11 protein-coding genes are annotated in these 13,311 nt (G+C 72.3%); 3 read left to right on the top strand and 8 right to left on the bottom strand.

Features of this window, described 5'->3' with window-relative positions; genetic code table 11:
- Nucleotides 1-163: 163 nt before the first annotated feature.
- A complete protein-coding gene (locus tag BpN12_RS25550) occupies nt 164-544 on the top strand; it encodes a hypothetical protein (RefSeq protein WP_246795032.1) in 381 nt (126 codons plus the stop codon).
- Between the two features lie 257 nt (nt 545-801).
- Here BpN12_RS25550 and BpN12_RS25545 read toward each other — a convergent pair whose 3' ends face one another.
- The 8 genes from BpN12_RS25545 to BpN12_RS25510 are packed head-to-tail and all read right to left on the bottom strand — an operon-like array spanning nt 802 to nt 10,005.
- Entirely contained in the window at nt 802-1,884 is a 1,083-nt protein-coding gene (locus BpN12_RS25545; protein ID WP_246795031.1) for a UDP-glucuronic acid decarboxylase family protein, read from the bottom strand.
- 60 nt (nt 1,885-1,944) lie between these two features.
- Entirely contained in the window at nt 1,945-2,901 is a 957-nt protein-coding gene (locus tag BpN12_RS25540) for a glycosyltransferase family 4 protein (RefSeq protein WP_246795030.1), read from the bottom strand.
- Nucleotides 2,891-4,027, bottom strand: a complete 1,137-nt coding sequence (locus BpN12_RS25535; RefSeq protein ID WP_246795029.1) for a glycosyltransferase family 9 protein — start codon at nt 4,025-4,027, stop codon at nt 2,891-2,893. The genes BpN12_RS25540 and BpN12_RS25535 overlap by 11 nt, the downstream gene beginning before the upstream one ends.
- On the bottom strand, nt 4,024-5,103 hold the full coding sequence (locus BpN12_RS25530; RefSeq protein ID WP_246795028.1) for a glycosyltransferase family 2 protein: 1,080 nt from the start codon (nt 5,101-5,103) through the stop codon (nt 4,024-4,026). Before BpN12_RS25530 ends, BpN12_RS25535 begins: the two co-directional genes overlap by 4 nt.
- A complete protein-coding gene (locus BpN12_RS25525; protein WP_246795027.1) occupies nt 5,100-6,845 on the bottom strand; it encodes a carbamoyltransferase family protein in 1,746 nt (581 codons plus the stop codon). The genes BpN12_RS25530 and BpN12_RS25525 overlap by 4 nt, the downstream gene beginning before the upstream one ends.
- 24 nt (nt 6,846-6,869) lie before the next feature.
- The gene (locus tag BpN12_RS25520; RefSeq protein ID WP_246795026.1) at nt 6,870-8,066 is read right to left on the bottom strand and encodes a glycosyltransferase family 9 protein; all 1,197 of its coding nucleotides are present in this window, start codon (nt 8,064-8,066) and stop codon (nt 6,870-6,872) included.
- Nucleotides 8,063-8,671, bottom strand: a complete 609-nt coding sequence (locus tag BpN12_RS25515) for a D-glycero-alpha-D-manno-heptose-1,7-bisphosphate 7-phosphatase (RefSeq protein ID WP_246795025.1) — start codon at nt 8,669-8,671, stop codon at nt 8,063-8,065. Before BpN12_RS25515 ends, BpN12_RS25520 begins: the two co-directional genes overlap by 4 nt.
- A gap of 44 nt (nt 8,672-8,715) precedes the next feature.
- A complete protein-coding gene (locus BpN12_RS25510; RefSeq protein WP_246795024.1) occupies nt 8,716-10,005 on the bottom strand; it encodes a glycosyltransferase in 1,290 nt (429 codons plus the stop codon).
- Here BpN12_RS25510 and BpN12_RS25505 point away from each other — a divergent pair.
- A complete protein-coding gene (locus tag BpN12_RS25505; RefSeq protein WP_246795023.1) occupies nt 9,989-10,273 on the top strand; it encodes a hypothetical protein in 285 nt (94 codons plus the stop codon). The genes BpN12_RS25510 and BpN12_RS25505 overlap by 17 nt on opposite strands.
- A 207-nt stretch (nt 10,274-10,480) precedes the next feature.
- A complete protein-coding gene (locus BpN12_RS25500) occupies nt 10,481-13,150 on the top strand; it encodes an ATP-binding cassette domain-containing protein (RefSeq protein WP_246795022.1) in 2,670 nt (889 codons plus the stop codon).
- The last annotated feature ends 161 nt before the right edge of the window (nt 13,151-13,311 follow it).

Raw genomic sequence — 13,311 nt, 5'->3', positions numbered from 1 at the left:
ACGGCCGCTGCAAAAATGTCGGCCCCGGCGCGCCGGCCGTGCGGTGCCGGTCGACCGCCGAGGCCCGCGAGGCAGGCGCGGCCGGGGACGGAGGGTGATTGACGGTAACGGGCATGACGTTTGCGGCGCCCATCTCGTGACCATTCATGACGAGGATTCGACGATGCCGAAGACACCCGGGAAGAAAAGCAACTTTGCCATCGCCACCGGCGTGGTCGTGGTGGGCGTGATCGCCTACATGGCCTACATGGCCAGCTCGGGCACGCAGCGCAGCGAGGCCATCAACGAAACGCAGCGCGCCGACCGGTTCGTCACGGCATGCGGGCGCATCGACCAGGACCAGGGCATCCCCGACTGCGTCCGTTACTACAACGACACGCTGAACGTGGTGTACGCCGACAAGAGCGGAAAGTGGCCGTTCGTGGGCGGCCCGGACCAGGCCGATTACGAGGCGACCTACCACAAGCTCGCGGACCGGACGCGCGCCTATAACGACCGCACGAGCGACGCCTCGCAGAAGCTCGACCTGCATCCGTATCGATGAGCCTGCCGGCCCGGCTCCGGGCTTCGGGCTCCTGGCTCCGTTCGCCGGGAGCCAGGCGACGGGCCCGGTTTCTGGCGCGCCGTGCCACGCAACCGGGATGGCGCGCTCGCCCTGATGCGCGTGGCCGGCCCGTGATCGTTCCCGCGGGTCGACGAGGCCGCGCTCCACGTCGAATCGCCTCGCGTGGTGCCGCCGCCATGCCGGCGCGGCGGCGCGCCGGCCAGTTTCTCGCCGGTGCCGCCGCGGCGGCGCGCCCCCTAGCGGCTTCGTCCCAGCGAATCCGTGCGCAGATCGGATCGAACGGCAACGACCGGCTCGTCCCACCGGCGGTGGTCGTCGGTGCCGTGGCTCTCGCCGCCCTCGCGGCCGCAGCCGGTCGCGCCAGCGCCGGCCTCGATCCGGTCGCGGAAATAGCGGGCCGTGGCGGCCAGCCCGTCGTCGAGCGTCGTGGAAGGCTGCCAGCCGAGCAGCGCACGCGCGCGCGCGATGTCGGGCTGGCGATGCCACGGATCGTCCACCGGCAGCGGGTGCAGCACGATCGGCGAGGCCGAGCCGGTGAGGGCGACGATCCGCTCGGCCGTCGCGCGCATCGTCATCTCGTGCGGGTTGCCGAGATTGACCGGGCCGCCGGGATCCTCGTCGAGGTTCATCAGGCGCACGAACGCGTCGATCATGTCGTCGACGTAGCAGAACGAGCGGGTCTGCGAGCCGTCGCCGTAGAGCGTGAGGGGCTTGCCCTGCAGCGCCTGCATCATGAAGTTCGACACCACGCGGCCGTCGGCCGGATGCATGCGCGGCCCGTAGGTGTTGAAGATCCGCGCGATGCGGATCTGCAGGCCGTGCTGGCGCCGGTAGTCCATGAAGAGCGTCTCGGCGCAGCGCTTGCCCTCGTCGTAGCAGGCGCGCGGGCCGAGCGGATTGACGTGCCCCCAGTAGTCTTCCTTCTGGGGATGCACGAGCGCGTCGCCGTACACCTCGCTCGTCGAGGCCTGGAAGATGCGCGCCTTCACGCGCTTGGCGAGGCCCAGCATGTTGATCGCGCCGTGGACGCTGGTCTTGGTGGTCTGCACCGGGTCGTGCTGGTAGTGGATCGGCGAGGCCGGGCAGGCGAGGTTGTAGATCTGGTCGACCTCGACATAGAGCGGGAACGTCACGTCGTGGCGCAGCAGCTCGAAGTTGCCGCAGTCGCGAAGGTGCGCGATGTTGTCCTTGGTGCCGGTGTAGAAGTTGTCGACGCAGAGCACGTCGTGGCCGTCGGCCACCAGCCGCTCGCATAGATGCGAGCCGAGAAATCCGGCGCCGCCGGTGACCAGGATTCGTTTGCGCGTCAGTTCTTTCATGGTGCCTCGTCCCTCGATGAATTCAGAATGCGCGCTCGCGCGCGCTCCGGCCGATGCGTGTCACGCGGCGACCTGCAGCAGCGTCCGGTGCCAGTCGTCGGCGAAGCGATCGATGCCGAACCGCTCGAGCGCGGTGCGCCGCGCGCCGTCGCCGAGCCGCCGTGCCTCGGCGGGATCGCGCAGCAGGGCCCGCATCGCGTCCACCAGGGCGGCCGGATCGGTGTGGATGAAGCCGTTGTCGCCGTTGCGGATCACGGTGGCGAGTTCGGTGGCGGCGAGGCCCACGATCGGCATGCCGATCGTCATCGCCTCGACGATCGCGAGGCCGAGGCTGGTCCAGCGAATCGGATTGAAGAAGAACCGGTAGCGCGCGCTGAACGCGGCCAGCTCGAGGTTGCCGATCTCGCCCAGCCCGCCCAGCCGTTCCGCGTCCATCCCGACCAGATCGAGCGGCACCTGCTCGCGCGCGGCCTCGAACAGGTCGGCGCCGAGCCGGCGCCCGCGCTGCGCGAGATGATTGACCACCACGATGCCGCGCTCGAGTTCGCCGCTGTAGCGCACGCCGGCGGGCACCACCACGCCGTGCTCGATCACCGCGGTCGGCGTGGCGCCGCAATCCCACATCACGCGGTTGAAATGCGTGACGTGGACCAGCAGCGTGTCGCGATCGTCCACCCAGTGCCGCTGCGCGAACGGGTTTTCCTGCGGCGGATCGTGCTCGATATAGATGCGCGGCAGGCGCTGCTGCGTGGCGCTCAGCACCTGCTCGCGATCGTGCTCCCAGTGCGTGCGGTGCTGGTACAGGATCACGTCGAAATCCTCGTGGCGCACCTGCCCGGCGGGGATCTCGTGGACGTTGTCGCCCCACGGCAGCACGCCGACCCTGCCCGCGTAGCCGGGCGGATTGCCTGGCTGCGTGACGAGATGGAATTCATGGGGCGTCTGGGTCAGGTAGTACAGGTAGTTGCCGTGGACGTGCCAGGTCAGCACGCGCAGCCGGCGGCGGTCATGCAACATGATGGGTCTCCTTCGCGGGGCCGGTGGCCCGCGCATGCAGGACGTCGGGCGCGGCCCGGCGGGCGCCGTGGACGCGTTCGAGTTGCGCGCGCGCCGCGCCCGCGATCTGGTCGACGCTGACGTTCAGCGCGCAGACGTGGCCGTAGGGGCAGTCGCGGAACATGCAGGGGCGGCACGGCGGATAGTCGGCCAGCACGCGGTGCAGCACGCGGTCGAGCGGTGCCCAGCGGCGCGTGTCGCTGCCCGAGGCGACCACCACCGAGGCGGTACACATGGCCGCCGCGATGTGCGAGATGCCGGTGTCGTTGCAGACCACCAGGCGTGCCTTCGCGACCAGCGCGGCCAGTCCGCCGAGCGAAGTGGCGCCGGCCAGATGCAGCGCGGGGGCCGTCATCGCGCCGAGCACGGCGCCGGTGAGCGGCGCTTCGGCGGCGGTGCCGGTGATCGCGATCTGCCAGCCGTCGGCGGCCAGCTGGTCCGCCACCGCCGCGAAGCGCCCGGACGGCCAGCGGCGCGACGGCAGCTGCGCGCCCGGGTGGACCAGCACCAGTCGCTCCGGTTCGAGGCCATGTGCGGCGATCAGGGCCGCGCACGCGTCGTGGTCGCGTGGCTGCAGCGGGAACGCCAGCCGCCGGTCCGCCGCCGGCGCGCCGAGCGCCTCCATCAGCACGAGGTAGCGCTCGGGCTCGGGCAAATCGTCGGGCCAGTCGACGAAGGTGCCGTGCCGCGCCGCCTCGCCGGGCTGCACGAAGCCAGCGTTGGCGCGCGCGCCGAGTTCGAGCAGCAGCGCATTGGCCACGCCGCCGCTGCCGTGCAGCTGGATCGCCAGATCGAACTGCCGCGCGCGCATGGCGGCGAAGAACGCCGGCAGGCCGGCGTCCGTTTCGGGCTGTTCGGGGAATCCGGCCGCGCCGGGAAACACGATCAGCTCGTCGAGCAGATCGGCGTAGCGCTCGACGAACGCCTGCGCCCAGGGCAGGCCGATCAGCGCGATATGGGCCTCGGGCGCCGCGCGGCGCAGGGCGCGCAGGGCCGGCACCGCGCACAGCATGTCGCCGAGCTGCAGCGCCCGGAATACGACGATGCGGCGCGGCGCGGGCGCCATCGGAAACGGGGATGCGCTCATAGGAAGAACACCTTGAACCGGACCGCGCCGTAGAGGCGCCAGTACAGGGAGAGAAACGGAATCGGCACCGAGGTCCAGGCCATCTCGGCGATGTGTCGCCAGCTGCGGTCGCGGCCGCGCAGCCGCATCACGCAGAACCGCGCGGTCAACGCGAGCCAGATCGCGAAGGCGGTCAGCGCCAGGGCGGCGGCGCCCGCCAGCGCGGCCGCGCAGGCCGTCAGCGCCGCCGCGAGGATCGCGTAGTAATGCAGCGGCGGCCCCGCGCTGATGCGCGCGCGGTACAGCTCCGGGTGCTTGCGGTAGAGCAGCGCGTCGAACTGGCTCTTTCGCTGCTGCGCGATGCTGACGCCCCACGGAGCCGGGCGCACCGGATGCACGACCACCGCATCGGGCGCGCGCACGATCTCGCCGCCCGCGCGCAGCAGCGAGAACTGCAGGTCGGAATCCTCGCGCCAGGCGGCGGTGAAGCGCTCGTCGAAGCCGCCCGTGGCGGCGAGGAAGCGGCGCGCCACGAACACGTTGGCGGTGGCGAACTCGGCGCGCTCCAGGCCGCTCGCGTCGGCCTCGTAGTCGGTCGGCCAGGCCGGCAGCGGCACGAAGATCGTGCCGGCCGCGGCGGCCGCGCCGTGCCTCAGCGCCGCCGAGCCGGCCGACAGCCAGCCCGGGTCGGGCCGCGTGTCGTCGTCGGTGAAGGCCACGAGCGGCGCGCGGGCGGCCTGCCAGCCCGCGTTGCGGGCGCCGGCCGGGCCCTGCGTGCGCGTCACCGGCAGATAGCGCACGACGAGCCCGCGCGCGGCGTGCTGCGCGGCGAAGCGCGCCACGCAGGCATGCGTGGCCGCGTCGGGGCCGTCGTCGCAGACGAGGATCTCGTAGCGGCCGGGCGCGAAATCCTGCGCGCAGAGCGCGTCGAGGCAGGTCGCCAGCAGGGCCGGCCGGCGATAGGTGGGCACCACCACCGAGACGTCGAGATCGGCCGGCGGCACCCGCGTGGCATCGCCGGCGGCGCGCGCGTCGATGCCGTGCCCGTGGTCGGTGACATGGGCGGCCTCGAACGGATCGAACGCCGAGGTGCTCATGACGCACCTCCGGCCTTCTCGATCAGGAACGGGCCGATCACGAGCGCGTCGAGCGGCGAGGTCCAGAACGATTCGACCGCATCGCGCGGTGAATTCACCATCGGCTCGCCGCGCGTATTGAACGAGGTGTTGACGAGGATCGGCACGCCGGTGCGCTTGCGGAACGCCTCGAGCAGATCGTAATAGAGCGGATGCTGCGCGCGGTTGACGGTCTGGATCCGGGCCGTGCCGTCCACGTGGCGCACGGCCGGAATCCGCTCGGCCCGGTCGGCGCGCACGTTGAACACGAACAGCATGAACGGCGCGGCGCGGCCGCCCACGAACCAGTCGTGCGCGTGTTCTTCCATCACCACCGGCGCGACCGGCCGGAAGTCCTCGCGGTCCTTGATCTCGTTGAGCCTGGCCTGCATGCCGGGGTCGACCGGCGAGGCGAGGATCGAACGCGCGCCGAGCGCGCGCGGCCCGAACTCCGTGCGCCCCTGGTACCAGCCGATCACCTTGCCGTCGGCAAGCAGCGCGGCGGTGTCGCCCGGGACGTCGGCCAGCCGGCGGTACGGCAGCTTCGACCAGCGCAGGAACTGCTCGATCTCGTCCTCGCCGTAGTCGGGGCCCAGGTAGGCGTGGTCCATGGTCCAGCGCCGCTCGGGGTCGCCTTGCGCGGCACGCTCGCGATGATCGATCCAGAGCGCCGCGCCGAGCGCGGTGCCGGCGTCGCCCGCGGCCGGCTGCACCCAGACCTCGGAGAACGGCCCCGCGTCGCGCAGCTTCGCGTTCATCACGCAGTTCAGCGCGACGCCGCCCGCGAGGCACAGCCGGTCGAGCCCGGTGCGCCGGTGCAGCCAGGCCGCCAGCTGCAGCACGGTGTCCTCCAGCACGCGCTGCAGCGAGTGCGCGATGTCGAAGTGGCGCTGTTCGAGCGGGCCGCCGCGTTCGCGTGGCGGGCCGAAGCGCTCGACGAGGCGCGGCGCGTCCACCGTATAGGTGCCGTCGTTGCGATAGCGGACGATCTCGTGGAACGCGTCGAGGTAGGCCGGCTCGCCATAGGACGCGAGCGCCATCACCTTGTATTCGTCGGACGACCGCAGGAAGCCGAGCCAGTCGGTGACGGCCTCGTAGAGCAGGCCGAGCGAGTGCGGCAGCTCCACCTGCCTGAGCCGCTCGTACCGGCCGCCGACGAACTGCCCCATGCTGGTGGTGACCCCTTCGCCGCGGCCGTCCATGGTCAGCACCGCCGTGTCGCCAAACGGCGCGGCGAGAAAGGCGCTGGCCTCGTGCGCGAGATGATGCTCGACGAAGTGCCACTGGAAGCCGCGTTCGCGATCGACCCCCTGGAAACGCTTGCGCAGATGATGCGGCGCGCCGTCGAGCAGTTGCTCCTTCGCGTTCGTGATGTAGCTGAGGAACAGCGGATCCCACGGCGAGGCGGACGGGTCGGCGAGCGGCGCGGCGCCGGGGCGCAGCGGCAGCTCGATGGTGGCGCCGGCCTTCGCGGGCATGCCGCCGAACCGCGCGGGATCGTAGGAATAGGCGACGTGGTCCACCTCCGCGAGCGTGATGCCCGCCGTCTTCAGGCAATAGTCGATCGCGTCGAACGGCAGCTGCCAGGTGGAAAACGGCACCGGGCGCTTGGCATGCTTGACGTGGGTGAAGCGTTCGTCTTCGGCGGCGGCGAGTACCACGCCGTCGCGCATCAGGGCCGCGGCACTGTCGTGATAGACGGCGTTGATTCCGAGTGTGTACATGGGCGTTCGCTTGGAGTGAGGGGTTCAGGGGATCACGGCCGCGCCGGCTGCCGGCTGCACCGGCGAGGCGGCCCGCGGCGCGAGCAGTTCCAGCGCCGCCGCCGCGACCTCGTCGGGCGTCACGCCGAGCAGGCAGCCGTGGTGTTGCTGCGGACAGACGCCGCGATAGCACCAGCGGCATTCGACGTCGCGGAACAGCACGCGGTGCGGCGTCTGCCACGGCGCATGCTGCGGGTTGGTCAGCGCGTAGATGTCGACGACCGGCGTGCCGAGCGCCGAGGCGAGATGCACCGGGCCGCTGTTGTTCGACACGAGTACGCCGGCACGCTCGATCAGCGCGCCGAGCTCACCGAGCGCGAGCGCTCCGCTCAGGTCGTGCAGCCGCGCGCGCGCGGCCGGCCCGGCCGCCTCGATCAGCGCCGCGGCCAGCGCGCTTTCGCCGGCGCCGCCCGTGACCAGCAGCGGCAGGTCGGTGTCGCGCGCGAGGCGCGCGGCCACTTCGCCGAAGCGTTCGGGCGGATAGCGCCGCGAGGCGGCCGTGGCGCCGGGATGCAGCACGATCCAGCCGGCCGCGCGGGCGATGCCGCGGGCCGCGAGCTTCGCGTCGAGCGCATGACGGTCGCCGGCGGCGAGCCGAAAGCGCATGCGCGCGTCGCTCGTCTGCGCACCCACCTGCCGCACCAGATCGAGCTGGCGCGCCACCTCGTGGCGCGTGTGCTGCTGCGGCTCCGTTTCGCGCACCCAGTCGGTCAGCACGCCATACGGATTCTCGCGGCAGTGCGCGAGGCGCCGCGGAATGCCGGCCAGCCGGCACAGCATGGCGGCCGGTAGCGGGCTCTGGCTGTAGACGGTGAAGATCACGGCGGCGTCGAAACGGCGCTCGCGCAGCGCGGCCAGCATCCGCGCATCGTCGTCGGCCGTGCGCGCCGTGCCGGGCGGCTGCGCGACCCACGGCGCGTCGTAGGCGATCAGTGCGTCGACATCGTCGAGAAACGGCGCGAGCGCGGCGCCGCTGCGCGAGGCCAGCAGCGTGAGGTGGCGCCCGGGGGCCGCGTGGCGCAGCGCGTGCAGTGCCGGGGTGGTCATCAGCACGTCGCCGAGATTGTCGGGGCGCACGCAGAGGATGCGGCGCACGTCCTCTCCCCAGGGGGCGAGCGGTGCGGTGTCGGGCACGCGGGCATGCGGCAGCGTCGGCTGGACGATCGACAGCGGAGAAGTCACGGTGCCGCCTCCTCGCCGGCGCGCCGTGCGTCGACGCTCGCGCCGGCGTCGTGCGCGACGATCAGGCGGGCGGCCTCGTGCAGATCGGCCGCGCGGGCGTCGGGCACGCGACACTCGCCGGGCAGCCACTCGGTCTCGTGGCCGTTGTCGAGCAGCACGGTGCGGCAGCCGGCGCGGTTGCCGGCCTCCACGTCGTCGAGGATGTCGCCGACGAACCAGCTGCGCGCGAGGTCGAGCCCATGCTCGCGCGCGGCTTGCAGCAGCATGCCGGGAGCCGGCTTGCGGCAGTCGCAGGCGCGCGCGTAGGCGGCAACGCTGCCGCGCGGATGATGCGGGCACCAGTACACGCCGGCCAGCGTCGCGCCGCACTCGGCGAACATCGCGCGCAGGCGCGCGGCGACCGCGTCGAGCGCCTCGGGCACGAAGCGGCCGAGCGCGACGCCCGACTGGTTGCTGATCACGATCAGCGCGACGCGTTGCGTGGCCAGCAGCGTCAGCGCCGCGCGCGCGCCCGGCGCGAAGCGCATGCGCGCCGGATCGACGTTGTAGGGGACGTCGTCGAGCAGCGTGCCGTCCTTGTCGAGAAACACGGCGGTCGAGGTCATGGGTGTCGAATGGCGGGAGTCGGGGGAAGGGCGGAGCACCGCGTTCAACCGGCCGAGGCGCGCGCCGCGGCGTGCTTCGGCCGAACCGCCGGCGCCGCATGCTCCGGCGCGAGCCTGGCCACGCGCGCGTAGATTTGCGCGAGCGCGTCGCCGACGCCCTGCCAGGTGAATTCCGCGCGCGCACGGGCCAGCCCCGCGGCGCCCATGCGCCGGGCGAGCGCGGGATCGGCGCGCAGCTGCGCGAGCCGCTCGGCCAGCGCGGCGGGATCGCGCGGCGGCACCAGGAAGCCCGTCACGCCGTCGGCCACCGAATGGCGGATGCCGCCCACGTCCGCGCCGATCACCGGCGTGGCGCAGGCCATCGCCTCGACCGGCGTGATGCCGAACGGCTCGTACCACGGCGTGGTCACGAACACGTCGGCGGCGCTGTAGAAATAGCGCAGATCGGCGCGCCCGCGGCGGCCGAGGAAGGTGGTCAGGTCGGCCACGCCGGCCTCGCGCGCGACCGCGCGCAGCCGCGCGATCTCGGGCGTGGCCTGCTCGTTCGGCGCATCCGAATTGCCGCCCACCACCATCAGCCGTGCCTCGGCGCGATGGGCCTGGCGCAGCACGCCGACGCCGCGGATCACGTTGTCGATGCCCTTGCGCTGCACCAGCCGGCCCAACTGCAGCACGACGAATTCGTCGTGGCGCCAGCCGAGCGCGTCGCGCGCGGCGGCGCGCTCGAGCGGATGGAACTCGGCCGCGTCGAAGCCGCACGGCACGATCTCGATGCGCGCCGCGTCGGCGCGGTAGTGTTCGAGCAGGTCCGAGCGGTCCTGCGGGCATTCGGCGACGACCAGGTCCGAGCGGGCGACCAGCTCGTCCTCGATCGCGAAGCGCGCGTCGGGAAAGCCGTCGTCGGCGCCCTGGTGGATCCGGCGCACGCGGCCGAGCGCATGGAACGTGGTGACGAGCGGCACGCCGAGCGCGGCCTTCACCTTCAGCGCGGCGAGGCCCGACATGAAGAAGTTCGCGTGCATGACCTGATAGGGCTCGGCCTCGTGCCGGAAGAACTCGATGAGGAACGCGGCGAATTCATCCATGAACGGCAGCAGCTGCTCCTTCGGCAGCTGTGTCGGGGGCCCCGCGGGGACATGGATCACGCGCACGCCGTCCATGGCCGAGATGCGCGGCAGCAGCGAGCGGTCGCGCCGCGTGAAGACGTCCACGCGGTGCCCCGCCTCCACGAGCTGCCGCGCCACGTTCGCGACATAGATGTTCTGTCCGCCGCTGTCGACGCCGCCGGCCACGGCCAGCGGCGAGGCGTGTTCACTGATGAGCGCGATTTTCATGGCGATCCTTTGCAAGCTTCGATGGAGGGGACGGTTGGGGACGGCGCGGGCCGCTGCCCTCGTGCGGGGCGCGGGTAAAAGCGGCGTCACGGCAGATCCAGCATTCGCCGTGCCCATCTGCGCGGCCGGCGCGAAAGACAGGTTCGAGACGTTGGCGGAAACGCTTGATGGACGGGCGATCCGGACGACGATGGCGAGCGCCTTGCCATGGTTTTTTACAAACGCTTGTAATGCAGCGGCGCTGGAGGATGGTCCGGAGTCCGATTGATCACATGGGTGCCGAAAAAACCCGGAAATGCGCCGCGCGGCGGGCCGGGCGGCAACGCGCGCGAGCGGCCCGGCCGGGCGTGCCGTTTGCTCGACTGCGCCCGCATGAGGTGGGCGAAGCGAGCGGGCGCCGGCACGGCCGGCCCGCCGCGCCGTCCACGGCCGCCGTTCACCGCCGCGCCGCGCGCGGACCGAAACCGGGGATCCGATGCCGAATACCGCCGCACCGCCACGTTCACGACTGACCGGCCGGATCGCCGGCGAACTCGCGCGTGCCGTCTGGCGCCACCGCCGGCCGACCGTGAGCGCGTTCTCGCTGCTGGTAACCGCCCGGCTCGCCACCGTGCTGATCCCGCTGGTGCTCAAGCAGATCGTCGACGAGCTGGGCCACGGCGCGGCCCGCGCGCTGTTCCCGGTGTTCCTGGTGCTGGCCTACGCGCTGCTGCGCTTCCTCGGCGACGCGCTCAACGAGGCGCGCGACGTGGTGTTCAGCGGCGTCACGCAGCACACCGTGGCCGATTTCACCGAACGCACCTTCGCGCACCTGCACCGGATGGGCGCGCGCTTCCACGCGCGGCGCGAGACCGGCGGCATCGTGCGCGACGTGCAGAAAGGCGCCGACGGCATCGGCTTCCTGCTCGGCACGGCGCTGTTCGCGATCGTGCCGACGCTGATCGAGATCGCCGCGATCGTGGCGATCGTGGTGCGCGGCTACCCGCGCGAGTTCCTGTTCGTGATCGTCGCGACGTTCGCGGGCTACACGGCCTGGACCGTCGTCTTCACGCGCCGGCGCGTGGCCTACCAGCGCGCCGTGAACGGCATCGAGGCGCAGTCCGACGGCCGGCTCGTCGACAGCCTGCTCAACTACGACACCGTCAAGTATTTCGCCACCGAGCCCACCGAGACGCGCCGGCTGCGCGACGTGCTCGACCGGTGGATCGTGGCGCGGGTGGCCAACCAGCGCGCGCTGACCGCGCTGCACGTGGGGCAGAGCGCCGTGATCGCGCTCGGCATCGCGGCGATCATGCTGCTCGCCGCGCAGCGCGTGGTGGCCGGCACCCTGAGCGTGGGCGACCTGATCCTCGTGAACGCGTACATCATCCAGGTCTGCGCCCCGCTGAACACGCTCGGCTTCGTGTTTCGCGAGACCAACGACGCGCTCGTCAACGTCGAGCGCATGTTCGCGATCCTCGACACGCAGGGCCGCGTGGGCGAGGACGTGGACGAGCCCGCCGCGCGCGCGCTGGTGGTGGGCGCCGGCCACATCGAGTTCGACGCGGTCGATTTCGGCTACGAACCGGCGCGGCCGATCCTGCGCGGCGTCTCGTTCCACGCCTACGCGGGCCGGACGCTGGCCGTGGTGGGCGGCAGCGGCTCGGGCAAGTCGACGCTCGTCAAGCTGCTGTTCCGGCTCTACCAGCCCGGCGCCGGCGCGATCCGCATCGACGGCCAGGACATCGGCGGCGTCACCCAGCACAGCCTGCGCGAGGCGATCGGCATCGTGCCGCAGGACACCGTGCTGTTCAACGAGACGATCGCCTACAACATCGCCTACGGGCGGCCGTCGGCCACGCGCGCCGACGTCGTGCGCGCCGCGCGGGCCGCGCAGCTCGACGCGTTCGTCGAGCGCCTGCCCGATCACTACGACACGCGCGTGGGCGAGCGCGGCGTGCGGCTGTCGGGCGGCGAGCGGCAGCGCATCGCGATCGCGCGCGCGATCCTGAAGGATCCGCGCATCATCGTGTTCGACGAGGCGACCTCGGCCCTCGACACGCGCGCCGAGCGCGCGATCCAGACCGAGCTCACGCGGCTGGCCGAGGGGCGCACCTCGATCGTGATCGCGCACCGGCTGTCGACCGTGGTGGACGCCGACTGGATCCTCGTCATGGAACACGGCAGCGTGGTGGAGCAGGGCACGCACCGCGAACTGCTCGCGCGCGACGGCGTGTATGCCCGGATGTGGTCGCTGCAATGGCAGCAGGGCGAGCTCGAGCATGCGCAGCGCAGGCTGACCGCGCAGTCGATCAGCCTCGCCGCGCTGGCCGCGGGCGTGATCGACGCGCTGCACGACGAACTCGCGGCGCGGCATGTGAGCGTGCAGGCCGAGCTCGGCGAGCGCGACCTGCGCGTGACCGGCGACCCCGGCGTGCTGCTGCCGCTCATCGTCGAGCTGTGCCGTACCGAACTCGCGCAGGCGCGCCCCGGCGACCGGATCACGCTGCGCGCGGCACGCCACCAGAACCATGCCTGGGTCAGCGCGCTGGGCATGGGCGAACAGCCTGCCGAACTGTCACAGGAACTCGCGCAATGGCTGGAAGGCGCGCTCACGGCGGCGGGGGGCGACTTCACGCTGACGCCGCTGAACGGGCGGCTGGCCTACGTGGCGATGCTGCCGCTGCGCCCTCTGGCCGACGGCGGCGCGGGCGCCTCCCGGCAAGCCGCCGGCGAGGGGCCGCTGCGCGGATGCAGCGTGCTGGCCGTGGATGATCAGGAGGCCGCGCGCGACGCGCTGGAGGCGGTGCTGCTTGCGAACGGCGCACGCGTGAAGCTGGCGGCGTCGGGGGACGAGGCGCTGGACTGGCTTGAGCGGACCGACGCCGCGCACTGGCCGCAAGTGCTGCTTTGCGACATCGTGCTGGCCGGCGAGGACGGTTACGCGGTGCTGTCCCGCGTGCGCGCGCTGGAAGACGCGAGACGGGTGCCGCCGCGCGCGCGGCTCCCGGCCGTCGCGTTGACCGGACACGTCGACGAGGCAAGCCTCGCCCGCTCGCAACAGGCGGGATTCGAAGTCCACTTGAGCAAGCCGGTGGAGCCGGGGCGCCTGATCACGGAAATCGGTGCGCTCGCGCGGGGCGGCGAGGCGGCCGCGGGCGGCTGACGCGCGTCGGCCCGTGGTTGCGCCGCGGTTTGGCAGATCGGGCTTCGTGGACGGCGTGTCGGCTGGCGCGGTCGATGGCGTCGGCGGGAGGCCGCGTCGGCCGGCGGGCGGAACCGTCGCCGCCGGCCAACCCGGCCTGCAAACCCGGCCCGCGAATCGGC

The sequence above is a fragment of the Burkholderia perseverans genome, assembly GCF_022870505.1.
GTDB lineage: Bacteria > Pseudomonadota > Gammaproteobacteria > Burkholderiales > Burkholderiaceae > Burkholderia > Burkholderia plantarii.
Note: the sequence above shows the minus strand (reverse complement) of the source record. Positions and strands in the feature narration are given on the sequence as shown.

Coding starts and splice junctions, on each gene's coding strand:
- BpN12_RS25530 (WP_246795028.1), bottom strand. CDS start 5,103: ATGAGCACCTCGGCGTTCGATCCGTTCGAGGCCGCCCATGTCACCGAC.
- BpN12_RS25540 (WP_246795030.1), bottom strand. CDS start 2,901: ATGTTGCATGACCGCCGCCGGCTGCGCGTGCTGACCTGGCACGTCCAC.
- BpN12_RS25515 (WP_246795025.1), bottom strand. CDS start 8,671: ATGACCTCGACCGCCGTGTTTCTCGACAAGGACGGCACGCTGCTCGAC.
- BpN12_RS25505 (WP_246795023.1), top strand. CDS start 9,989: ATGAGCGCGATTTTCATGGCGATCCTTTGCAAGCTTCGATGGAGGGGA.
- BpN12_RS25550 (WP_246795032.1), top strand. CDS start 164: ATGCCGAAGACACCCGGGAAGAAAAGCAACTTTGCCATCGCCACCGGC.
- BpN12_RS25500 (WP_246795022.1), top strand. CDS start 10,481: ATGCCGAATACCGCCGCACCGCCACGTTCACGACTGACCGGCCGGATC.
- BpN12_RS25535 (WP_246795029.1), bottom strand. CDS start 4,027: ATGAGCGCATCCCCGTTTCCGATGGCGCCCGCGCCGCGCCGCATCGTC.
- BpN12_RS25525 (WP_246795027.1), bottom strand. CDS start 6,845: ATGTACACACTCGGAATCAACGCCGTCTATCACGACAGTGCCGCGGCC.
- BpN12_RS25510 (WP_246795024.1), bottom strand. CDS start 10,005: ATGAAAATCGCGCTCATCAGTGAACACGCCTCGCCGCTGGCCGTGGCC.
- BpN12_RS25545 (WP_246795031.1), bottom strand. CDS start 1,884: ATGAAAGAACTGACGCGCAAACGAATCCTGGTCACCGGCGGCGCCGGA.